The sequence below is a fragment of the Streptomyces sp. NPDC046335 genome (assembly GCF_055587985.1).
The window spans coordinates 61,574-82,308 of sequence record NZ_JBVJFF010000019.1 but is presented as its reverse complement, the minus strand read 5'-3'; the positions used below and the strand labels follow the sequence as shown (position 1 = coordinate 82,308).

The window sequence follows — 20,735 nt, the reverse complement described above, 5'->3', positions numbered from 1 at the left end:
GCCCTCTTCCCCCAACAGAGGTCTCATGTCCATGCCGTTAGGCCGCCCGGTGTATCACCCGGCGGGCCACGACGAAGCGCTGCGCGCGGTGCTCCAGGACCTCAAGGCCGGTCGCTGGGTCTCCACGCGCAACCTGCTGACCGAGACACCCGACTGGGGGCTGTGGACACAACGTACGCAGATACTGGCGGCCGCCGTCGCCGGTTCCGACGTGGTGCGGACCTGGCGCGCCGAGGAGCCCCACAGCGCGTCGGCGGCCGTGCTGCACGCCCGTGTCCTCGTGGAGCGGGCGCTGCGCGCGTACCGCGCGGGGCACCGCCAGACCAACGACTTCTGGCGTGACGCGGTCGGCGCGTGCGGCACCGCGTCCGCGCTCTCGCCCGAGGACCCGGTGCCCTGGATCTGCCTGCTCTCCCTGGCCCAGCTCGACGAGGGCCAGCGCTGGGACGAGCACCGCGTGGCCCCTCCCGAGCCGATGCTCTTCCCCGGCCCCTGGCAGCTCCTCGCCGAGGCGGACAAGCGTGACCCGGGCAACCGCGAGGCCTACCACCGGATGCTCCAGTTCGTGTACGCGCGGCGCGCCCGCGGCCCGCTCACCGAGGCGTACAACTTCGTGCAGTGGGCGTCGGCCTCGGCTCCCGCGGGCTCACCGCTGCACCTGCTGCCGCTCTACGTACGCGTCGAGCGCTACCGCAGGGAGGCCGGCAACGAGCGCGCGCTCGACCTGCACTGGATCTCCGAGGACGCCACGCGCGGCGCGCTGCGCGCCCTGGAGCTGTGGTTCGACCACTCGCGGCCGGGGGCGGCCTCGCTCCTCGACCTCAACCACCTGGCGCACGCGCTCTGGGGTGCCCACCAGTTCCACGACGGAGCACGGGTGTTCAAGGCGCTGGACCCGTTCTTCACGATCGTGCCGTGGACGTACCGCACCCGCTCCCCCGGCGACACGGACGCGGCCGCCGAGGTCTTCGTCCAGGCCCGCGCCCGCTGCGCCGCGGCATCCGGCGGACCGGGTTAGACCCGACCCGACCCGGCACCCCACGCACCCCACCACCCCGCTCATCCCCCGGAGGTACACCCGTGTCGCGCACCACCTGGTCGTCGAGCTCCGCCCCGGCGCCACACCAGGACGAGGAACAGAGACTCAGAGACCTCGGCTACCAGCCCGTGCTCGCCCGCCGCATGGGCGGCTTCGGCAACTTCGCCATCAGTTTCTCCGTCATCTCCATCCTGTCCGGCTGCATGACCCTGTACGGCTTCGGCCTCGGCACCGGCGGCCCCGCCGTCATGCTCTGGGGCTGGGCCGGCGTCGGCCTGATGGTGCTCTTCGTGGGCCTCGCGCTCGCCGAGGTCACCAGCGCCTACCCGACGTCGGGCGCCCTGTACTACATGGCCGACCGGCTCGGCGGACGCCGCTGGGGCTGGTACACGGGCTGGCTGAACCTCCTCGGCCTGCTCGGCGCCATCGCGGGCATCGACTACGGCGCCGCGCTCTTCACCGGGGCGTTCCTGAACCTGCGGTTCGGCTTCACGCCGACACCGGAGAAGACCTTCCTGATATTTCTCTGCATCCTCCTCCTGCACGCCGTGCTCAACCTGTTCAACGTCAAGCTGGTCAGTCTCCTCAACTCGATCAGCGTGTGGTGGCACGTCGCGGGCGTCACCATCATCGTGGGCGTCCTCGCGATCGTGCCGGACCACCACCAGTCGCCGTCGTTCGTCTTCGGTGAGTTCGTCAACGACACCGGGTGGGACAACCCGCTCTACGTGATGGCGATCGGCCTGCTCCTCGCGCAGTACACGTTCTGCGGGTACGACGCGTCCGCGCACCTCTCCGAAGAGACCTCCAACGCCTCGGTCTCCGCGGCCCGCGGCATCGTGCGCGCCATCTGGGCGTCGTGGATCGCCGGTTTCGTCCTGCTCGCCGGCCTTACCTTCGCCATCCAGGACTACGTGGGCACGCAGGAGACCGCCACCGGGGTGCCGCCCGCGCAGATCATGATCGACGCGATCGGCGAGTCGGGCGCCACGGCCCTGCTGCTCATCGTGATCGTCGCCCAGCTCTTCTGCGGCAACGCCGAGACCGCCGCGGCCAGCCGGATGGTGTTCGCCTTCAGCCGCGACAACGCGCTGCCCGGCTCGGCGATCTGGCGCAAGGTCAGCTCCCGCACCCAGGTGCCGGTGCCCGCGGTGTGGCTCTCGGTGGGCCTGGCCGCGGTGATCGCCCTGCCCTCGCTGTACTCCACGACCGCGTACACCGCCGTGACCGCCATCAACGTCATCGGCATCACGCCCGCCTACGCCATCCCGATCTTCCTGCGGCTGCGCGCGGGCGACCGCTTCGAGCAGGGGCCCTGGAACCTGGGCCGCTGGTCCAAGCCCGTCGGCTGGATCGCCGTCGTCTGGGTCGCGTTCGTGACGGTCCTCTTCTGCCTGCCGCAGGCATCGCCGGTCACGGTCGACTCGATGAACTACGCGTCGATCGCGCTGGCCGCGGTGCTGATCCTGGCCACCGTGTGGTGGTTCGTGGCACGCCGCTCGTACAGCACACCGCAGGCGTACGGGTCGGACCGCGAGCAGGCGGAAGTGGCGGAGAACATCGTCTGAGCTGCTGTGCCGCTACGCGGGGCGGTCGTTGAGGATGCGCTGGAAGAGCCGGTGGTCGCGCCAGGCGCCGTTGATGAACAGGTGCCGCGGCGCGACCCCGTACTCCTCGAAACCGCACTTGGCCAGCACGCGCTGCGACGCGGTGTTGTGCAGCAGCGTGCCCGCCTCGACGCGGTGCAGATCGAGCCCGCGGTCCGCCTCGGCGCAGACGTGCCGCGCGGCGGCGGAGGCGAGGCCGCGGCCCTGGTGCCCGGCGTCGATCCAGTAGCCGAGGTTGCCGCTGCGGGCGGGTCCGAGCACGATGTTCGACAGGGCGGCGTGACCGATGATCTCGTCCCCGCGCACCAGCACCCAGTGCGCGGAGCGCCCCGCCTTCTCGTCCGCGAGCTGCCCCCGCACCCGCTCGGCCTGTCCGGCCTCGGTGAAGAAGTCCTCCGGCCGGTCCGGGTCCCAGGGGTCGAGGTGGGCCCGGTTGCGCCGGTAGGCACGGGCGAGCGCGGGGGCGTCGTCGAGGACGACGGGGCGTACCAGCACATCCGCGGCGAGCGGGACCTCTCCAAGAACCATGCCCCCAGCGTACGAAAGCCCGGTTCAGCGGCCGCCGGAGACCTTGAGGATCGTGCCCGTCGTGTACGAGGCGTCGTCCGAGAGCAGCCACGAGACGGCCCCCGCGATCTCCGAGGGCCGTCCCGAGCGGCCCATGGGGATGCCCGACGCGAGCTTCGCGGGGCGCTGGGGGTCGGCGTGGAAGTCGGTCCAGATGACGCCGGGGGCGACGGCGTTGACCCGGATGCCGTCGGCGGCCACCTCCTTGGACAGGCCGATGGTCAGGGTGTCGACGGCGCCCTTGGCCGCGGCGTAGTGCACGTACTCGCCGGGGCCCCCGAGCGTGGCGGCCACCGAACTGATGTTCACGATGGCGCCGCCGCCGCTCGCCTTCATGTCCCGTACGGCGCGCCGCGCGCAGAGCAGGTACCCGAGGACGTTCACCTCCAGGGCCCTGCGCATGCCCTCGGCGTCCGCCTCGGCGAGGGGGCCGACGGGGCCGCTCACCCCGGCGTTGTTGACCAGGCCGGTGACCGGGCCGATCCGCTCGGCGGCCGTGTCGAAGAGGCGCTCCACGTCCGCCTCGTCGGCGGTGTCGACCTGGACGGTGACGCAACGCCGCCCGGCGGCGCGCACCGCCTCCGCGGTCTTCTCGGCGGCGGCCTCGTCGGAGCGGTAGCCGATGACGACGTCGTGGCCGTCCTCGGCGAGGCGGACGCCGACGGCGGCGCCGATGCCGCGGCTGCCGCCGGTGACGACGGTGACGGGGGTGTTCTGCACGGGGGCCTCCGGCTGTGGGGCAACGGGCGGGCGAGTGGGAAAATCGCCGCGAAGCGGCGCTCAGGGTTCAGCCCGGCTACCCCTGGGGGGAGACGACCGCGTCCTCCGGGGCCGCCGCCTCCGCCGGCAGGCTGTCCATGAAGCTGCTCACGGAGAAGACCGCGTTGCCCGGGCCCGCGGGGCCGTAGCCGGGGGGCGACGACAGGCCGTTGGCCTCCATCGTGGCGCGGTAGGCCTCCAGGAGGCGGACGTGGTATTCGAGCGGCGCCCCCAGGGGGTTCGCCTTGCCCAGCGGCGTCGTGGGCTCCGGGCACCACGTGGTGAAGCGGGGCGTGATGCCGCGGGACATGAAGTACTGGAGCCCCTCGACCGTGGAGCCGATCGCCTCGTCGACCGTCTTGAAGCCGAACGGCTCCGCCATCTCGACGCCCGCGACGAAGTTGGGGATGACGTTGCGCGGCCCGAAGACGTCCGCCGAATCGAGGATGCGGCGGTGCCACTCGTCACGTCCGACGTAGCGCTCCTTGCCGGGGCAGTAGCGCTCGAAGAGGTACGGGTCCCACACCTCGTAGTTGGGGTGGTAGATCCGTACGCCGTAGTCGTGGAAGCGCTGCACGTCGGCCTTGGGCAGGGCCTGGGCGACGACCTTGCCGATCCAGCGGCCGGGGAAGCGCTCCTCGATGGCCTTGGCGTACTGCCCGTAGAAGTCGGCCTCGTCCTTGCCGCCGATGTGCGAGGTGATGGCGCCGCCGGTCAGCGTGTACGCGGTGGAGGACTTCGCGGTGTCGTACTTGTCGATGATGGCGAGGGCTTCGAGGACCTCGTCCATCGGCTTCACGCCGGTGTAGGGGCGACCTGCCGCCTTCTGCTGGCGCCAGTTGTGGTTGATGTCGCAGTACCCGCACTCCTCCTTGGCGCCGAAGTACTGGCAGACGCGGAAGACCGTCAGGTAGATGAGGTAGCCCCACTGGATGGTGGGCGCGACCTCCATTACGGACTTGCCGTTCTCCAGGGTGTGCCGGTAGTAGTCCGGCATCGGCGGCAGGCCCACGTCGGAGATCCGGGCGCCGTCGAGGTAGAGGCCGAGCACGCCGTTGTCGTCGGCGGCGACGCGGTAGGGCGAGGACGGGTTCACGCGGACCGAGACGACGGTGCGGCGCAGTCCGTAGGGGCCGCCGGTGAGGACGATCTCCTCGGGCGGGCGGCGCAGGGCGGCGGCGCCCAGCTCGGGGAGCGTGCTGTGGTCGAAGGAGAAGATGAAGTAGGACTTCGGCTTGACCTCGCCGCCCTCGTTGTCACTGAGCGCCGACTCGTCGAAGGCCATGCCGCCGCGCAGCAGATCCTCCTTGATGACGGCTTCCCGCGGCACGTTCGGGAACCGCTCCATGAGTGACTCGATGAGCTGGGTACGGCTCTCGCTTCGGGTTGTCATGAACCGGGCACCTCGGATCTGAATCGATCGATCTGTCCCGCCCACGCTAATACCCGCCCGCCGACCGGCCCCCGCCGCCCCGTCTCAGTCGACCGCCACCGGCACTCCGCCGCGCGCCGACGCGTACCCCGCGGCCACCACCCGCAGCGTCCGCAGGCCGCCCTCGCCGTCGGCGACGTCCATGCCGCCATCCCCCGGTCCGTACAGGAAGGCGCGGAGCATCAGCTCGTCCAGGTCGGCGCCGAAGGACAGCTCGGTGCCGCTGCCGCGGCGCTCGTCGAAGCCGTGCACCTTCTGGTCGAAGGCGTCCATCTCCAGGGTGGCCCGCTCACCGACGACGGTGAGTTCCAGGCCGCCCCAGGAGTGGTGCGAGCGCGGGTGGGACCAGCTGCAGTCGATCGTGGCGACGGCCCCGTCGGAGTAGGTCACGCTGACGAGACCGGCCGTCTCGACGGCGACCTCGTCCGCGTACATGAGGTTGTTGGTCTGCGCGTAGACCTCGACGGGGCGGGCGCCCGCGAAGAGGTCGTCGAGCAGGTCGGCGATGTGCACGGTGTGATCCATCAGCGCCCCGCCGCCCGACAGCTCGGGCTCGGCGAACCAGCGGCGCGCGCGGTTCGGCATCGAGCCGTTGTTCGCGCCCGACACCGCGAGCACGCGGCCCGCCTCACCCGAGGCGACGGCCGCCTTCACCGCGGCGTACGCGGGACTGAAGCGGACCGGGAAGGCGACCGCGAGCCGCACCCCGGCGGCGCGGCAGGCCTCGACCATCGCCTCGCCGTCCGCCACGGACGCGGCCAGCGGCTTCTCGCACAGCACGTCGACGCCGTGCACCGCGGCGCGCTCGACGAGCGGGCGGTGGCGGGCGTTCTCGGAGCAGACGATCACCGCGTCCGGGCCCCAGGCGAAGGCCTCCTCGTACGTCTGCGCGTACGCGACCCCCAGTTCGTCGGCGAGGGCGCGGCCCCGCACCTCGCCGGGGGCCGCGAGGTCCCGGTCGGGGTCGCTGCCGAGGACCTCGACCCCCGGCATCCGGGAGAGCAGCCGCAGGTAGCCGGCCGCGTGGACGTGGGCGAACGACAGGACGGCGACCTTCATCGCGCTGCCTCCTCGATCTCGATGACGCGGCCGGTACGGCTGGACTCCACGGCGGCCTCGGCGATCCGTACCGCTTCGACGCCGTCGCGGGTGCTCACCCGTGGTTCGGGTCCGCCGGGCCGCCAGGAGGCGACGAAGTCGCGGAGTTCGGCGAGGAAGGGGCTCTCGGTCATCGGGCTTGTGGGTATCCCCTCGTTCGCCGCGCGCACGCCCTGCGCGGAGATGCGGAAGCCCGGCACGGCCGTGGAGTCGTGGTGCAGCAGCCCGTCGGCGCCCGCGATCCGGAACGTCGTACGGAACTGCTGGTCGGGCAGGCCCCAGAGCCCGTTGATGTGGCTGACGGCGCCCGAGGCGTGGGTGAGGACGGCGGTGGCGGTGACGACCTCGGCGGGGGTGCGGGTGGCGTGCTCGACGCCGCGGGTGCGCGCGTGCACCCGTACGACGTCGCCGGCGAGCCAGCGGGCGATGTCGATGTCGTGGACCATCAGGTCCATGATCACGCCACCGGACTGCGTGGGGTCCCCGAACCAGGGCGCCCACTGCGGGCGCGCCCCGCCGCGCGTGAAGCGCAGCACGGCGAGTTCGCCGAGGTCGCCCCTGGCCACGGCCGTGCGCAGCGCCGCGTAGGCCGGGAAGTAGCGCACGACGTGGGCGGGGTGCAGCCGCACCCCCGACGTGGCCGCCGCGGCGGCCATCTCCTCGGCGTCGCGGGCGGTGAGGGCGAGCGGCTTCTCGCAGACGACGTGCCGGCCCGCGGCGACGGCCGCGAGGGCCAGCTCCTTGTGGGTCGGGGTGGGGGTGCAGACGTCGACCGCCTTCACCTCGGGCAGGAGGGCGCGGAGGTCGTCGACGGCCCGTACGTCGTGGCCGCGTCCGGCGTACTCGGCGGCGAGCTTCCGCGCGGAGCCGTCGGGGGTGTACACGCTCACGCGGGCGCCGAGCGCCAGCCAGCCGGGCAGGTGGGCGCGGGCGATGCCGCCCGCGCCGAGCATGCCGATGTGGAGCGGAGGCATGGAGAGGGACTGCCTTTCGTAGGGGGCGTCGTGGGGCGTTGTAAGGCGTTGTGGGGCGTCGGGCATCGCGGGATCAGCTCTTGGAGCCGGAGAGGGCGACGCTCTGGACGAAGTGGCGCTGGAGGAAGACGTAGACGAGCAGCATGGGCAGGCTGGCGATCAGCGAACCGGCCATCATCACCGGGTAGTTGGTCTCGTACTGCCCTTCGAGCGAGGTCAGTCCCGCGCTGATCGGCATGGCCCGCGGGTCGGTGTTGACGATGAGGGGCCAGAGCAGGTCGTTCCAGGACCACATCGCGGTGATCACGGCGAGGGCCGCGAGGGCGGGCCTGATCAGCGGCAGCATGACCGACCAGAAGATGCGGAAGGGGCCCGCGCCGTCGATGCGGGCGGCCTCTTCGAGCTCCTTGGGCAGCGCGAGGAAGAACTGGCGCAGCATGAAGGTGCCGAAGGCGCTGAACATGCCCGGCAGGAACAGCGCGGGCGCGGAGTTGAGCAGCCCCAGCTGCTGGATGATGTCGTACTGCGGCAGGACGAGCAGGGAGCTCGGGACCATCAGGACGGAGAGGAAGAGCGCGAAGAGGACGTCGCGTCCCCTGAATTGCAGGCGCGCGAAGGCATAGGCGGCCAGGGAGCAGAAGACGAGCTGGCCCAGCGTGCGCCCGACGGTGTTGATGGCGCTGTTGGTGAGCATTTCGCGGAACGGCAGTGCGGTGAAGACCTCTTCGAAACTCGACCAGTTCCAGCGGTCGGGCAGAAAGGTGGGCGGCACCCGTGATGTCTCCGCGAGGGTCTTGAGCGCGGTGAGCAGTTGCCACAGGAAGGGGAAGACCATCACGAGGGCGCCGAGGGAGAGCGCGGCGTGGGTGGCGACGGATCCGGCGTTCACGCGCCGCCGCGTCGCGGGCGTCCTGGGTGTCCCTGGCGTCTCAGGCATAGTGCACCCACCTCTTCTGGAGCCGGAACTGGAGATACGTCAGGGCGGCGATGAGCAGCATGAGCAGGAAGGCGAGCGCGGCGGCGGCGCCCTGCGCGTTCTCGATGAAGGCCCATTTGTAGAAGAGGCCGACGACCGACTGGGTGTCGCCGATCGCGGGGTTCTTCTCGGCCATCATGATGTAGATGAGGTCGAAGGTCTGGAGTGAATTGATCATGCAGATGATGGAGGCGAAGAAGAGGGTCGGGCTCAGCAGCGGCAGGGTGATGGTGAAGAACCTGCGCAGCGGCCCTGCTCCGTCGAGTTCCGCCGCCTCGTAGTAGTCCCGCGGTATTCCCTTGATGCCCGCCATGAAGATGATGAGGTAGTAGCCGGTGGTCGACCAGACCATCACCGTGCCGATGGCGTAGACGGCGGTGGAGGGGTCGGAGACCCAGTAGTTCCGGTCGATGCCGAACCAGCCGAGCATTTCGTTGAAGAGGCCGTAGTCGCCGTTGTAGAGCCAGTTCCAGACGAGGCCCACGGCGACGGGCAGCGTCACGAACGGCACGAAGTACAGGGCGCGGTAGAGGGCGACGCCGCGCAGTCCGCGCCGGTTGAGCAGCGACGCGACGACGATCGCGATCGGCAGTGCGGTGAGCCCGATGGCGCTGTATATCAGGGTGTTGCCGAGTGCCTGCCAGACGGTGACGTCCTTGATGACGCGGGCGTAGTTGTCGCCGCCTATGAAGGTGTGGCCGCCGAACGCCCCGAATTCGGTGAAGCTGAAGTAGAACGTCTGGAGGAGCGGCCAGAAGTAGAAGACGGCGAAGCCGATGCCGAGCGGTGCGATGAAGAGGTACGCGGCGCGCTGGCTGCGGGGCCGGGGACGTGACCCTGAGGCGGTGGTGCGGCGTTCCGCCGTCTTCGCGGCAGCCGTGGCGGGAAAGACACTCATGAGCCGCTCTCCTCCTTCAGGGCCCGGTCCATCTGTTCACCGAGGGTCCGCGCGGCGCTCTCGATGCCGCCCTTTCCGCTGAACGCGGCGCCGAGGAGCGGGTATTGCATGTTCTCCCAGACCGCGGTGTTCCGGGAGCTCGGGTAGGGGACGCCGTACTCCTGCATGTCGATGAAGTTCTTCAGGTCGAATTCCGGCATCGACTTCAGCCAGGCGTCCTGCGTGCCCTCGTACGAGGAGATGGTGGCGCCCGCCTGCGCCTGGATCTCGGCGGCCTGGCGTCCCGCCATGAAGTGCACGAATTTCCAGGCGGCCTCTTTCTTGCGGCTCTTGGCGGATATGACGTTCGCGAGGCCGTGGATGATGGTGGCCCGTCGGCGGCCCTTGGGCAGTACGGCGATCCCGCCGTGGTCCTTGAGCGCGGGCACGGCGTACATCTGGCCGGCCATCGCGGAGATGTCGTAGTTCATGGCGACCTTCTCCGACCAGTAGCGCACGCGCCCCGTGGACTCGGTCATCGCGCTCTGCGGCGGTGACCAGCCCCGGTCGATCATGTCGGTCAGGAAGCGCAGTCCCTCGATGGACCGCTCGTCGCCGAAGCCGGACCGTCCGTCCTGAAGGATGTGGCCGCCCGCACCGCAGACGGCCGGGTAGATCTTGCTCTGCCGGTCCATCTCGGCGGCGAAGCCGTGCACCCGTTCGCGAGGGTCGGTGAGTTCGGCGGCGGCGTCGCGCACGTCGTCCCAGGTCCAGCTCGCGTCCGGGTAGGTGATGCCCGCCTTGTCGAAGAGCTTCTTGTTGTACCAGAGGCCGATGGTGTCGAAGTCCTTCGGCAGGCCGTACTGCGTGCCGCGGTAGGCGTAGAGCTTCACCAGGGCTTCCGGGTGGCGGTCGACCGGCGTGGCGTCGGCCTTGATGTGCCCGGAGAGCGGTTCGAGGACGCCGCTCGACGCGTACAACTGGAAGTTGACGGCGTTCATCCAGAAGACGTCCGGCGCGGTGCCGCCGCGCATGGACGTCTTGAGCGTGGTCCAGTAGCTCGCCCAGGGCGTGAGTTCGATCCGCACGGAGATCCCCGGGTTCTCCTTCTCGAACGCGGCGATGATCTTCTCCATGCCCGGCGCCTGCGCCGGGTCCCAGATGCCGTACGAGAGCGTGGTCCTGCCCCCGCCGTCCGTGCCGCCGTCCCCGCCGGAGCAGGCGGCGAGCAAGGGGGCGGCAAGCGCCCCGCCGAGCAGAGTCCTTCTGCGCATACGCGCCTTCGCCTCCCGATGTGCCGGCCGATGTGTCGTCGGACGCCCCACGGCCCCGCCCGCACGTTCACGGGCGGGGCCGTTACGGCGCCTTGTCCGCGAGCAGGTCCTCCTCCACCTGGTCGAGCGCCATGCGTACGGCGCCGATGGCCACACCCCGCTCGCCGAGCGAGCTCAGCGCGATGCGGGGGACGTGCAGGGTCACGGGGCGCAGCCGCTCCTGGAGCAGCGGCAGCAGGTGCGGGCCGACGGGGGTGGCGCCGCCGGTCAGCACGACAAGCTCCGGGTCGACGGCCAGGGCGAGCGCGGCGATGCCCGGGGTCAGCCGGTCGGCGAAGTCCGCGACGGCGGCCAGCGCGCGCGGGTCCGCGGCGTCGGCCGCGCGGGCGAGGGCTGCCACCTCGGACTCCCCGGGGCGCCGCGCGCCGTCCCAGGCCAGGGCCTGCTGGGCGGTGCTCAGGCCGAGCAGCGGCAGCATGCCGAGCTCCCCGGCGCCGCCCCGCCTTCCGCGGTGCAGCCGGCCCCCGATGGTGAGGCCGCAGGAGACGCGGTGCCCGGTGAGCACGCAGACGACGTCACGGGCCAGGGTGGCGGCGCCCTGCCAGCGCTCGGCGAGGAGCGCGAGGTTCACGTCGTTCTCGACGAGGGTGCGGTCGGGGCCGTCCTCGGAGAGCAGCCGCCCCAGGTCGGCGCCCGACCACTCGGGCACCACCAGGGTGGTGACGACCCCGTCCCCGCCGACCATGCCGGGCACCCCGACGCAGCGGGCGAGCACGGCGGCACGGCTGGGGGCGTGGGCGTCCAGGAAGGTGTCGACGGCGTGGCGCAGCAGGTCGAGCCGGGGGCCGCCGCCGAGGTCCGGGTCGATCTCCGCGTGGTGGGTGGCGATGACCGTGCCGCCGAGGTCGGCGAGGAGCAGCACCATCTTGTGCAGCCCGATGTCGGCGCCGAGCACGTACCCGGCCTCGGTGCGGAAGCGGAAGCGCCGCGCGGGCCGCCCCGGCGTCCGCTCCCCCGCCTCGTGGGCGGCCTCGCCGACGAGGCCTCGTTCGGTCAGCTCCTCGACGGCGGCTTCCACGGTGGGGCGGGAGAGGCCGGTGCCCACGGCGAGTCCTGCGAGGGTCTGGGGGCTGCGGCGGTGCAGGGCGCGCAGGACGACGGTGGTGTTGAGCCGTCGCAGAGCGACCAGATCGTGCCCGCGTGCCGCATTACGCATCGCTGCTTCACCCCGAATCCTGGCCGGAACAGCCCACTTGACGGGCTCGAACACCTGTTGGCCCGCTGAATTCGGTAGGACACTTTCATATCTGCCGCGGCGCGGGAACCCCCCTGACGGCGATGGAGTCAAGACGAGACCCGGCCCCTTGGCGGGACCGGGTTCGCGTGCGGCGGGCGGGGACCGTCAGTCGAAGTAGGACTCCAGCGTCCCGCGCCGCCGGACGTCGAGCGTCGCGCAGTGGAAGGAGCCGCCGAACGGGGCGTAGTGCAGCAGGTCGCACGGGATCGGCTCGAAGCCCCAGGATTCCAGGGCGCGCAGCATGCCGGTGTGGTGCCGCTCGGCGATCACCCGCTTCTCGTCGATCATCAGCACGTTCATGCTCAGCCACTTGCCGCACATCGACGTCACCTTGAGCAGCCGCTCGTCGATCGGGTCGGGCTCGGGAGCGATCAGGACGTCCCAGGAACCGAGCACGTCCGGCAGCCGGTCGACGTCGATGTACTCCGGGTTGACCAGGACCTTGCCGGGGGCGAGCGGCACGAACGTCGTGTCGATGTGCATGGGGGTGCGGCAGCGGCTCTCGATCTCGTGGACGCGGTAGCCGGGGCCCAGGTGGCGGCGCAGCCACTCGATGCCCGTCCGATTGGTGACGTTGCTGCGCGTGACGAACAGGTCCCGCCCCGCGCGCACGAAGTCCGCGGCGTCGAAGACCGGTTCGTGCTCGGTGAGGATGTAGCGCATGGGCTCACCGGCCGCGGGGGGACGGAAGTCCTCCTCGAAGAGCGCGTCGGTGAGCTGCGGCCTCGGGGCCGCCGTCCAGCGTGCGCCGCGCCGGAAGTACTCCTTGAGCAGCGAGCGGTAGGAGTGGCCCTCGAAGTACCGGCTCGGCCAGGCCATGGGGGTCTCGATGATCTCGTCGCCGATGACGAGCATGCCGTCGCGCGGACACGCGTTGCAGAACCCGCGCGATGACCAGTCGGGGGTGGCGAAGCGGTGCTTGTGGTCGACCGCGTCGGGCCGCCGGACGGTGACGCCGAGGGATTCCAGGAGCTCGATGAATCCGTCCAGTTCCCGCTGCGCGGGCTCGATCAGCCTGCGCGGGTACTCAAAGCCGGCGGCGAGGCCCTGGAGGCGCGCCGCCCAGGGCGGAATGTTGCAGGTCACGACCGGGTGGCTGGAGGGAATGGTGGCTCCGTCGAGCCGCCCGACGACGACCTCCTCCAGGGGGTCCCACTCATTGTGCGAGTCGACCGGCGAGACAAGTGGCTCCACGGCTTCCATGGGCCCTACGGGTTCCCCGGATTCCACGGATCTCACGGATTCCACGGATTCCACGGATTCCACGGGGCTGTTTCGGCCGGGTCCGGCCGCCGGAATCACGGACCTGTCCGCTGTCGCCATGCTGAACCGCTCCCGATCGCAGAAACCGTCGACTACACCATGAACGCATGCCCACAGGTGGCGCGCGCGTCGTCGGCCGCCGTGCGCGTGGACCGGCCCCGGGGTCACGCGGCGAAGGCGGGTCACCCGAATGGCCCCGTACGCTCGTACGCCCGGCATGGCCGATTCGTGAAGATCGGACAGGGGTACGCACACCCGCCGTCCACGGATACGGCAGGATGACGACCGCGCCGGGCCCTTCGCCCGGTGCGATCGAACCCCCGGAACCGAGCAGGTAACACAAGGTGACGTCACATCACATACCCCGGGCACGCGTGCATTTCGCCGGTACGGCGCAAGTGGACCGAGCACTCTCCGCCCGTACGACGGAGGTGAACCGATGACCCGTGCCCTGACACCGCACGACTGGATCATGGCCGCGATCGCCGTGACCGCCGGGATCGCGGCGGGGCTGCTGCTGCGCGCGCTGCTGCGCTGGCTGGGCGAGCGGGCGAGCCGGACCCGGTGGAACGGCGACGACATCATCGTCGACGCCCTGCGCACCCTCGTGCCCTGCGCGGCCATCACCGCGGGTCTCGCCGCGGCGGCGGGCGCGCTTCCCCTCACCTCGCGGACCGGCCGCAACGTCACCATGACGCTGACCGCGCTGCTCATCCTCGCGGCGACGCTCACGGCGGCCCGGATCGTCACGGGCCTGGTCAAGGCCGTGGCGCAGTCGCGCTCCGGGGTGGCGGGGTCGGCCACCATCTTCGTGAACATCACGCGGGTCGTGGTGCTCGCGATGGGCTTCCTCGTCGTCCTCCAGACCCTCGGCGTCTCCATCGCGCCGCTGCTCACCGCCCTCGGCGTCGGCGGCCTCGCCGTGGCCCTCGCGCTCCAGGACACCCTCGCCAACCTCTTCGCGGGCGTGCACATCCTCGCCGCGAAGACCGTGCAGCCCGGTGACTACATCCAGCTCAGCAGCGGCGAGGAGGGCTATGTCGTCGACATCAACTGGCGCAACACCACCGTGCGGCAGCTCTCCAACAACCTCGTGATCATCCCCAACGCCAAGCTGGCGAGCACCAACATGACCAACTACAACCGCCCCGAGCAGGAGCTGTCGATCATGGTGCAGGTCGGGGTGAGCTACGACAGCGACCTGGACCAGGTCGAGCGGGTCACCATCGAGGTGGTGAACGAGGTGATGACCGAGATCACGGGCGCGCTCCCCGACCACGAGGCGGCCGTGCGCTTCCACACCTTCGGGGACTCACGGATCAGCTTCACGGTGATCCTCGGCGTCGGCGAGTTCAGCGACCAGTACCGCATCAAGCACGAGTTCATCAAGCGCCTGCACCAGCGCTACCGCGCCGACGGCATCCGGGTCCCCGCGCCCGCCCGCACGGTCACCGTCCAGCAGGGCGAGCTGCCGCCCCCGCTCGGCATCCCGCACCAGCGCGACATCTCGATGCCGCCGCGGGTGCACTGAACCGGTCTCCGGCTCCTGCTCCGGGCGCGCCCGGCCGAGTGGCGGCCCGCGTACCCCCGTGTTCCACTCGCCGCCATGGGGCACGACCACGGCCCGCCCGCCGTGACGGCAGCGGCGAGCGGCACTCTCAGCGGGGCGTACCGTGGCCGGCTGCTGTGGACCATCGCCATCAGCGGGGCGATCACCCTCATCCAGGTGGCCGGCGCGCTGCTCTCCGGCAGCCTCGCGCTGCTCGCGGACGCGGCGCACAGCCTGACGGACGCGGTCGGCGTCTCCCTGGCCCTCGGCGCCGTCACCCTGGCCCAGCGGGCGCCGACGCCCCGGCGCACCTTCGGCTTCTACCGGGTGGAGATCTTCTCGGCGGTCCTCAACGCGCTGCTCCTCGTGGCCATCTTCTGCTGGGTCCTGTGGTCGGCGATCGGCCGGCTGAGCGAGCCGGTGGAGGTCAGGGGCGGCCTGATGTTCGCGGTGGCGGTCGGCGGGCTCCTCGCCAACCTCGTGGGCCTGTGGCTGCTGCGCGACGCCAGGGAGAAGAGCCTGAACCTGCGCGGCGCCTATCTGGAGGTGCTCGGCGACGCGCTGGGCTCGGTGGCCGTGATCGTGGGCGGCCTGGTCATCCTCCTGACGGGGTGGCAGGCCGCCGACCCGATCGCGTCGATCGTCATCGGCCTGCTGATCCTGCCGCGCTCCTACGGGCTGCTGCGGGAATCCGTGCACGTCCTCCTGGAGGCGACCCCGCAGGACGTCGACCTGGACGAGGTCCGGCGCCATCTCCTGGCGGAGCCCGGGGTCGTGGCCGTGCACGACCTGCACGGCTGGACGGTCACCTCCGGGATGCCGGTCCTCACCGCCCACGTGGTGGTGACGGACGCGGCCCTGTCCCACGGCTACGGCGAACTCCTCGCGCGTCTGCAAAGATGCGCGGGCGACCACTTCGACGTACGCCACTCGACGCTCCAACTGGAGCCGCGGGGCCACCGGGAAGAGGGCGGCACGCTGCACGGCTAGCACCGCCTCCCGTCCGGATCACGCCGGGCGCGTCGCGAAGAAGTCGCGGTTGACGGCGGCCGCGTGCCGGGACTCCTCCGGGAGATCCTCCTCCAGGTGGATCGCCTCGACGGGGCACACCGGTTCGCAGGCACCGCAGTCGATGCACTCGGTCGGGTCGATGTAGAGCTGGAGATGCCGGCCGAAGGACTCCTCGTCCGGGCCGGGGTGGATGGCGTCGACGGGGCACGCCTCCCAGCAGGCGGTGTCCTTGCTCTCCGCGCAGGCTTCGGTGATCACGTAGACCATGGGATCTCCACGTGTGAGGGGGGCGGGGCGGACGGCGCCCGGCACTCGGCGCCGTCCGGAGGCGGTCGGCTCAGCCGGCGTCGGCGGGTTCCGGCTCGGCGGGCAGGTCGGGGTCGCCGAGACCCATGAGGGCGGAGAGGTTGCGGGGCGAGAAGAACTCACCCCAGGGAACGGTGTTCTGGATGACGCCGAAGAACCGGTTGACGGCGTCCTGGTCGCCCCGCATCGCGGCGAGCACGTCCTGGAAGGCGGGGTCGAAGGGCTCCATGGCGGCGTGGTCCACGATGAAGTCGTAGAGCGGCTTGAGCGCCTCCTCGCGCCGGTACTCGTAGGTGCGCAGGGCCGAGTCGAGAGGCATCCGCCCGGAGAACCCGGCGTCGAGTGCCTGGGTGAGGAGTTCGGCGTCCCTGAAGGCGTCCGTGATGCCCTGGGCGGTGATCGGATCCTTGTGGACGCCGGCGTCACCGACCAGCGCCCACCCCGGCCCGTACGGTTTGCGGAAGAAGTTGGGCCGGTTGCCCGCGCCCATGAAGCGGTGCGCCGGACGCCCGCCGTCGAGCCTGGCCCGGAGGTCGGGCGCGATGTCGTCCACCGTTTTCAGATAGGCGCTGCGCACATCGGCCCTGAAGTCGGCGAAGTCGCGCTCGGGCCGCTCGACGAACACGGCGGCCTGCTCGTCGTGGGTGGGGAAGGCGATGACGGTGCTGCCGGGGCGGGTGTAGAACTCCAGGCCCTTGAGCTGTACCTCGTCCCAGTAGGTGTAGTAGCCGAAGGCCTTGGGCGGGACGACGTGGTACTCCGGTGCCTCCACGGTCTGCGCGACGATCGACCGCAGGCCGTCCGCGCCGATGACCATGCGGGACCGCTCGGTGACGGTGATGCCGCTGGCACCCCGCCCGCGGACCCCCACGACCCTGCCGCCCTCGGTGAGCACCTCGCGCACCGAGAAGCCCTCACGGACCTCGGCACCGGCCGCCGCCGCGGCGTCCACCAGGATCTTGTCGAGGACCGTGCGCTTGGGTGCGTAGATGGCGGCGAACCCGTCGTCGTCCGGGTAGGGGAAGCCCTCCAGGGCGAAGTGGCCGTACCGGTCGAAGCAGAGGTCGAGGACGATGTTCGTCACGGCGGGGCAGCCCGAGGCCGCTATCTGGCCGAGCAGCCCCCAGCGCTTGAGCTGGGCACTGCCCTCGACCGTGATCATGTGGGTGGAGACGGTGTCGCTGGGGAAGGTGGCCCGGTCGAGCAGGAGCACCCGGTGGCCCTTCCTGGCGAGCAGCATGGCGGTGGGTGCGCCGGACACACGGGCACCGATGACGATGGCGTCGTACACGGCCGATTCCCTTTCCTGGAGTGGCGCGGGGTTCCGGGGAGATCCGGAGCGGACTGGGTGGATGCGGATGTGTGTGCGGCGGCGCGTACGGTCGGCGCTGCCGCGGACCTCAGCCGGCGAGCCGGTCCTCGATGCGCCTGCGCCAGATCTCGTGGCGCGGTTCGACGCTGATCACCGGCAGGCCGGTGGCCGCTTCCCCGACCACGGCGGCCGCCTTCTCGCCGTCGCGTCCGCAGAAGACACGGCAGGCGAGGTCGGTGTGCGCGGCGGGGTTGCCCGCGGCGTGGCGTCCCCACGCCGCTACGGCCGCGCCGCGGGCCAGTTGCGGGCGGAACGCGCGGGCGTGGGTCGACACCGAGCGCAGCGCGGCCTCGTCGGCGCCGCCGCCGTAGGCCGCCGCCAGGCCGACACCGCTCCACAGGTCCGCGTGCCGCTCCGGCTGGAACCCGGCGACCAGGTGGACGACCCGGTCGACCACCGCGCCGCTGGAGAACCACAGCGCCCTGCCCACGCCCTGGTCGAAGAAGCGGCGGCCGTGCCGCGAGAGCCTGGCCGGTACGGCGTGCCGCTCGACGTAGCGCCGGCGCCTGAAGAACGCCTCGTGGAATCCGTACCCGTCGGCGGTCACCCAGCCAAGGAGCGGGTCCAGGCGCGCCAGTTGGCTCTCCGGCGTGCGGCGCAGCCGGGCGTAGGCGAGGCCCACGCCGACGTAGACGGGGTAGATGTGGGCCGCGGCGGGGCCCTCGACGAAGGCGTCCAGCCGCCGCTGCCGTGGCGCGACGGCGTCGAGGGCCGCGAGCCCCATGCCCGCGCCCTCGTAGGCGAACCCCCGCAGTTCCCGCTCCACCGTCTCCAGACGGGGTGTGAGGGCGTGCGGCCGCGGGTCCTCCAGCGCCGCGTGGTAGCCCTCCATGAGCGAACACGCGACGGGGGCGAACCTCTCCCATGCCTCGGGGGCGAACCCCGGGCGGGAGAACACCGCCCGGGCGGACGGTATGCCGAACAGGCGCCTGCGCACGGTTCCGGTCGCGGTCATGCGCGGGCCTCCTGCGCGGTGGATGTGGCGGCGGGTGTCCGCAGCCAGGCGGTCTTGATCTGCTGGCGCCAGCGTTCGTAGGCGGGCTCGTGGTCCACGGGGTCGGTCCGGCCCAGCCGGCCGAGGGCGCGGCCCGCCGTATGGGCGACGGCGGCGACCGAGGCGGCCTCCTGCCCCCAGACCACCTCGCACGCCAGGTCGGTGTGGGGGGCGGTCTGCCCCGACTGCTCGCGGAAGATGGAGGCGACCGCGGTGCCCGCCGCGATGTCGGCGCGGTGCGGGCCCGCCGCGTGCAGCAGCGTGACGACGGTCGTGCGGTCCATGACCCCCGCCGCGTAGGCGCAGGCCAGGCCGATGCCGCTCCACAGATCGCGCCGGCGCGGGGCCGGGAAGTCCTGGATGGTGCCGATGATCCGCTCGACGTCGGCGCCCGTGGAGAACCACAGGCTGCGGCCGAGGCCTTGGTCGAAGGCGCGTGCCGCGTAGCCGCGGATGCCGCGCGGCGTCCGGTGCCGCTCGACGATGTCGCGCCAGGAGAAGAACCCCTCGTAGAAGCCGTATCCGTCCATCACCAGCCAGCGCAGGAAGGGGTCCTGCCGGGCGAGAAAGCGTTCGTGGCCGATGGGGACGCGGGGCAGGACGAGTCCGGCGCCGATGTGGACCAGGCAGCGGTAGGGCGCGCCGGGGCCGTGGAGGAAGGCGGGCAGCCGCTTCTTGTACGGGAACAGGCTGTCGAGCAGCATCAGGCCCATGCCCGCGCCTTCGTAGCCGATTCCGCGCAGCCCCGGCGGCAGGGCGTTCAGGCGTGGGACCAGGTCCTCGTGCCGCGGGTGGTCGAGCGTCATGTAGAAGCTGTCGACGAGGGTCCGGGCCACCGGTTCGAACAACTGCCAGGTCTTGTCCATGTCCTCCTGGGCGCCGAAACGTTCGGCGGCCATCTTCGGGAAGGCGTCGGCGGACAGCGGGAAGACCGGCTTGAGCAGCGTTCCGAGAGGCACGTTCATATCCGGCTTCCCTTCGGGTCGGTGACGGCCGCGGGCACCTCGACGGCCATGACCACGGGTGAGGGCTGGGTGCGGTACCGGCCGTAGACCAGTTCGAACAGCGGGGTGGCCATGAGCGTCGTCGCGATGGCCATGAAGACCAGGATGGTGAAGAGGGTCGGCGTGATCAGCCCCTCCTGAAGTCCGATGTTGAGCAGGATGAGCTCCATCAGGCCCCGCGCGTTCATCAGGCTGCCGAGAGCCAGGGCCTCACGCTGTGGCTCCTTGTGGAGCCGTGCCGCGAACCAGCAGGCGACGCCCTTGCCGAGGACGGAGACCAGCAGGATGAGCAGGGCGACCCCCCACAGGGTGAAGCTGTTGACGAGTCCGATCTCGGTGTTCAGGCCGGAGAACACGAAGAACAGCGGAAGCAGCAGATGGGTGGTGAGCGGCTCGAAGGCGGTGCGGATGCGGTCGGCGAAGAGACCGCGCGGCATGGCCGCGCCGAGGATGAACGCGCCGAACACCGCGTAGATGCCGACGTAGTCGGTGAACCACGCCGCCAGCATGAGGATCATCAGGACCAGTGTCATGACGGGGGAGCTGACGTTGCCGTCCCGCTCCGCCCTGGTGCCGAGGCGGGCCAGCAGCCGCTTCCCTACGGTCAGCACGAAGGCGGCGTAGACGATGCCTCCGCCGATGGCGAGGAACGCGATCTGCATGTCGTTCTTGAACACGGCCAGTACGACGGCGAGCAGGCACCAGGAGATCGCGTCGTCCGTGGCACCGGCCGCGAGCGCCAGGGTGCCGAGCGAGGTCCCGGTGAGGCGGCGCTCGAAGATGATGCGGGCGAGCATCGGGAAGGCGGTGATGGCGATGGCGGACCCCATGAACAGCATGGCCTGCCAGGACTTGACGCCGTCGGTGAAGAACGTGTCGCCCTGCCGTACGAGCAGGGCCGCCGTCAGCGCGCCGAGGACGAGGGGGGTGATGACCCCGGCCACCGAGATCGAGACAGCGCTGGGGAGGCGGTGCCTGATCAGACTCGTGTCGAACTCCAGGCCGATAAGGAACATGTACAGGACCAGGCCGACCTGGGCGACCACGTAGATCATGGTCATCGCGGGGCCGGTGGGGAACAGCTTCTGCTGGACGTCCGGCATCAGCAGGCCGAACAGGGAGGGGCCCAGCAGCACGCCGGCGATCATCTCCCCCACGACCAGGGGCTGTCCCATCCGGCGGACGAGCAGCCCCACCAGGCGGCAGGCCGCCAGGATGGCGGTCAGCTGTAAGAAGAAGCGGATGGCGATTTCCGAGTTGGACACTTTTCCCCCATCTTTTGTGCGGGTGAGCGCTCCGAGCGGGTGAGCGCCTCGTGCGGGTGAGCGCCTCGTGC

At 71.1% G+C, this 20,735-nt stretch carries 19 protein-coding genes; 4 read left to right on the top strand and 15 right to left on the bottom strand.

Features of this window, described 5'->3' with window-relative positions; genetic code table 11:
• Positions 1 to 25 precede the first annotated feature (25 nt).
• Both ACZ6JY_RS36260 and ACZ6JY_RS36255 read left to right on the top strand, forming a co-directional pair.
• On the top strand, positions 26 to 1,018 hold the full coding sequence (locus ACZ6JY_RS36260) for a hypothetical protein (RefSeq protein ID WP_469203068.1): 993 nt from the start codon (positions 26 to 28) through the stop codon (positions 1,016 to 1,018).
• Between the two features lie 62 nt (positions 1,019 to 1,080).
• Positions 1,081 to 2,607, top strand: coding sequence for an amino acid permease (locus ACZ6JY_RS36255; RefSeq protein WP_469203066.1), 1,527 nt, complete (start codon positions 1,081 to 1,083; stop codon positions 2,605 to 2,607).
• A 12-nt stretch (positions 2,608 to 2,619) separates the two neighbouring features.
• Here ACZ6JY_RS36255 and ACZ6JY_RS36250 read toward each other — a convergent pair whose 3' ends face one another.
• From ACZ6JY_RS36250 to ACZ6JY_RS36205, 10 genes are all read right to left on the bottom strand, one after another.
• The gene (locus tag ACZ6JY_RS36250) at positions 2,620 to 3,174 is read right to left on the bottom strand and encodes a GNAT family N-acetyltransferase (protein ID WP_469203064.1); all 555 of its coding nucleotides are present in this window, start codon (positions 3,172 to 3,174) and stop codon (positions 2,620 to 2,622) included.
• Between the two features lie 24 nt (positions 3,175 to 3,198).
• Entirely contained in the window at positions 3,199 to 3,933 is a 735-nt protein-coding gene (locus ACZ6JY_RS36245) for an SDR family oxidoreductase (RefSeq protein WP_469203062.1), read from the bottom strand.
• 76 nt (positions 3,934 to 4,009) lie between these two features.
• Positions 4,010 to 5,365 (bottom strand): radical SAM protein, encoded by a 1,356-nt coding sequence (locus tag ACZ6JY_RS36240; protein ID WP_469203060.1) that lies wholly within the window; start codon positions 5,363 to 5,365, stop codon positions 4,010 to 4,012.
• 84 nt (positions 5,366 to 5,449) lie between these two features.
• Positions 5,450 to 6,463 (bottom strand): Gfo/Idh/MocA family protein, encoded by a 1,014-nt coding sequence (locus tag ACZ6JY_RS36235; protein ID WP_469203058.1) that lies wholly within the window; start codon positions 6,461 to 6,463, stop codon positions 5,450 to 5,452.
• Positions 6,460 to 7,476: a Gfo/Idh/MocA family protein gene (locus tag ACZ6JY_RS36230; protein WP_469203055.1), complete on the bottom strand. Its 1,017-nt coding sequence runs from the start codon at positions 7,474 to 7,476 to the stop codon at positions 6,460 to 6,462. Before ACZ6JY_RS36230 ends, ACZ6JY_RS36235 begins: the two co-directional genes overlap by 4 nt.
• Before the next feature lie 73 nt (positions 7,477 to 7,549).
• The gene (locus ACZ6JY_RS36225) at positions 7,550 to 8,413 is read right to left on the bottom strand and encodes a carbohydrate ABC transporter permease (RefSeq protein ID WP_469203053.1); all 864 of its coding nucleotides are present in this window, start codon (positions 8,411 to 8,413) and stop codon (positions 7,550 to 7,552) included.
• Complete coding sequence (locus ACZ6JY_RS36220) at positions 8,406 to 9,350, bottom strand: carbohydrate ABC transporter permease (protein WP_469203051.1); 945 nt, start codon at positions 9,348 to 9,350, stop codon at positions 8,406 to 8,408. Before ACZ6JY_RS36220 ends, ACZ6JY_RS36225 begins: the two co-directional genes overlap by 8 nt.
• Complete coding sequence (locus ACZ6JY_RS36215; protein ID WP_469203049.1) at positions 9,347 to 10,603, bottom strand: ABC transporter substrate-binding protein; 1,257 nt, start codon at positions 10,601 to 10,603, stop codon at positions 9,347 to 9,349. The genes ACZ6JY_RS36220 and ACZ6JY_RS36215 overlap by 4 nt, the downstream gene beginning before the upstream one ends.
• Before the next feature lie 82 nt (positions 10,604 to 10,685).
• Positions 10,686 to 11,819: an ROK family transcriptional regulator gene (locus ACZ6JY_RS36210; RefSeq protein WP_469203047.1), complete on the bottom strand. Its 1,134-nt coding sequence runs from the start codon at positions 11,817 to 11,819 to the stop codon at positions 10,686 to 10,688.
• A gap of 186 nt (positions 11,820 to 12,005) precedes the next feature.
• The gene (locus tag ACZ6JY_RS36205; RefSeq protein WP_469203046.1) at positions 12,006 to 13,103 is read right to left on the bottom strand and encodes an amidinotransferase; all 1,098 of its coding nucleotides are present in this window, start codon (positions 13,101 to 13,103) and stop codon (positions 12,006 to 12,008) included.
• A gap of 499 nt (positions 13,104 to 13,602) precedes the next feature.
• On the opposite strand from ACZ6JY_RS36205, the gene ACZ6JY_RS36200 reads away from it, so the two are divergent.
• Positions 13,603 to 14,694 carry a mechanosensitive ion channel family protein gene (locus ACZ6JY_RS36200; RefSeq protein ID WP_469203044.1) on the top strand — a complete coding sequence of 364 codons (1,092 nt, stop codon included), beginning with the start codon at positions 13,603 to 13,605 and terminating at the stop codon, positions 14,692 to 14,694.
• 75 nt (positions 14,695 to 14,769) lie between these two features.
• Positions 14,770 to 15,702 carry a cation diffusion facilitator family transporter gene (locus tag ACZ6JY_RS36195; protein WP_469203041.1) on the top strand — a complete coding sequence of 311 codons (933 nt, stop codon included), beginning with the start codon at positions 14,770 to 14,772 and terminating at the stop codon, positions 15,700 to 15,702.
• A gap of 18 nt (positions 15,703 to 15,720) precedes the next feature.
• On the opposite strand, the gene ACZ6JY_RS36190 is transcribed toward ACZ6JY_RS36195, so the two are convergent.
• The 5 genes from ACZ6JY_RS36190 to ACZ6JY_RS36170 all read right to left on the bottom strand — a co-directional run bounded on the left by ACZ6JY_RS36190 (position 15,721) and on the right by ACZ6JY_RS36170 (position 20,664).
• Positions 15,721 to 15,990, bottom strand: a complete 270-nt coding sequence (locus tag ACZ6JY_RS36190) for a 4Fe-4S dicluster domain-containing protein (RefSeq protein ID WP_469203039.1) — start codon at positions 15,988 to 15,990, stop codon at positions 15,721 to 15,723.
• 70 nt (positions 15,991 to 16,060) lie between these two features.
• Complete coding sequence (locus ACZ6JY_RS36185) at positions 16,061 to 17,320, bottom strand: NAD(P)/FAD-dependent oxidoreductase (RefSeq protein ID WP_469203037.1); 1,260 nt, start codon at positions 17,318 to 17,320, stop codon at positions 16,061 to 16,063.
• Positions 17,321 to 17,429: 109 nt separating this feature from the next.
• The gene (locus tag ACZ6JY_RS36180) at positions 17,430 to 18,356 is read right to left on the bottom strand and encodes a DUF1702 family protein (protein WP_469203035.1); all 927 of its coding nucleotides are present in this window, start codon (positions 18,354 to 18,356) and stop codon (positions 17,430 to 17,432) included.
• Entirely contained in the window at positions 18,353 to 19,360 is a 1,008-nt protein-coding gene (locus ACZ6JY_RS36175) for a DUF1702 family protein (protein ID WP_469203033.1), read from the bottom strand. Before ACZ6JY_RS36175 ends, ACZ6JY_RS36180 begins: the two co-directional genes overlap by 4 nt.
• Positions 19,357 to 20,664, bottom strand: a complete 1,308-nt coding sequence (locus ACZ6JY_RS36170; RefSeq protein WP_469203031.1) for a cation:proton antiporter — start codon at positions 20,662 to 20,664, stop codon at positions 19,357 to 19,359. The genes ACZ6JY_RS36175 and ACZ6JY_RS36170 overlap by 4 nt, the downstream gene beginning before the upstream one ends.
• Positions 20,665 to 20,735: the final 71 nt, after the last annotated feature.

Excerpts from the sequence above, each read along its gene's own strand:
- ACZ6JY_RS36260 (WP_469203068.1), top strand. The coding sequence starts at position 26 with ATGTCCATGCCGTTAGGCCGCCCGGTGTATCACCCGGCGGGCCACGAC.
- ACZ6JY_RS36250 (WP_469203064.1), bottom strand. The coding sequence starts at position 3,174 with ATGGTTCTTGGAGAGGTCCCGCTCGCCGCGGATGTGCTGGTACGCCCC.
- ACZ6JY_RS36240 (WP_469203060.1), bottom strand. The coding sequence starts at position 5,365 with ATGACAACCCGAAGCGAGAGCCGTACCCAGCTCATCGAGTCACTCATG.
- ACZ6JY_RS36235 (WP_469203058.1), bottom strand. The coding sequence starts at position 6,463 with ATGAAGGTCGCCGTCCTGTCGTTCGCCCACGTCCACGCGGCCGGCTAC.
- ACZ6JY_RS36230 (WP_469203055.1), bottom strand. The coding sequence starts at position 7,476 with ATGCCTCCGCTCCACATCGGCATGCTCGGCGCGGGCGGCATCGCCCGC.
- ACZ6JY_RS36225 (WP_469203053.1), bottom strand. The coding sequence starts at position 8,413 with ATGCCTGAGACGCCAGGGACACCCAGGACGCCCGCGACGCGGCGGCGC.
- ACZ6JY_RS36220 (WP_469203051.1), bottom strand. The coding sequence starts at position 9,350 with ATGAGTGTCTTTCCCGCCACGGCTGCCGCGAAGACGGCGGAACGCCGC.
- ACZ6JY_RS36215 (WP_469203049.1), bottom strand. The coding sequence starts at position 10,603 with ATGCGCAGAAGGACTCTGCTCGGCGGGGCGCTTGCCGCCCCCTTGCTC.
- ACZ6JY_RS36210 (WP_469203047.1), bottom strand. The coding sequence starts at position 11,819 with ATGCGTAATGCGGCACGCGGGCACGATCTGGTCGCTCTGCGACGGCTC.
- ACZ6JY_RS36205 (WP_469203046.1), bottom strand. The coding sequence starts at position 13,103 with ATGGAAGCCGTGGAGCCACTTGTCTCGCCGGTCGACTCGCACAATGAG.
- ACZ6JY_RS36200 (WP_469203044.1), top strand. The coding sequence starts at position 13,603 with ATGACCCGTGCCCTGACACCGCACGACTGGATCATGGCCGCGATCGCC.
- ACZ6JY_RS36195 (WP_469203041.1), top strand. The coding sequence starts at position 14,770 with ATGGGGCACGACCACGGCCCGCCCGCCGTGACGGCAGCGGCGAGCGGC.
- ACZ6JY_RS36190 (WP_469203039.1), bottom strand. The coding sequence starts at position 15,990 with ATGGTCTACGTGATCACCGAAGCCTGCGCGGAGAGCAAGGACACCGCC.
- ACZ6JY_RS36180 (WP_469203035.1), bottom strand. The coding sequence starts at position 18,356 with ATGACCGCGACCGGAACCGTGCGCAGGCGCCTGTTCGGCATACCGTCC.
- ACZ6JY_RS36175 (WP_469203033.1), bottom strand. The coding sequence starts at position 19,360 with ATGAACGTGCCTCTCGGAACGCTGCTCAAGCCGGTCTTCCCGCTGTCC.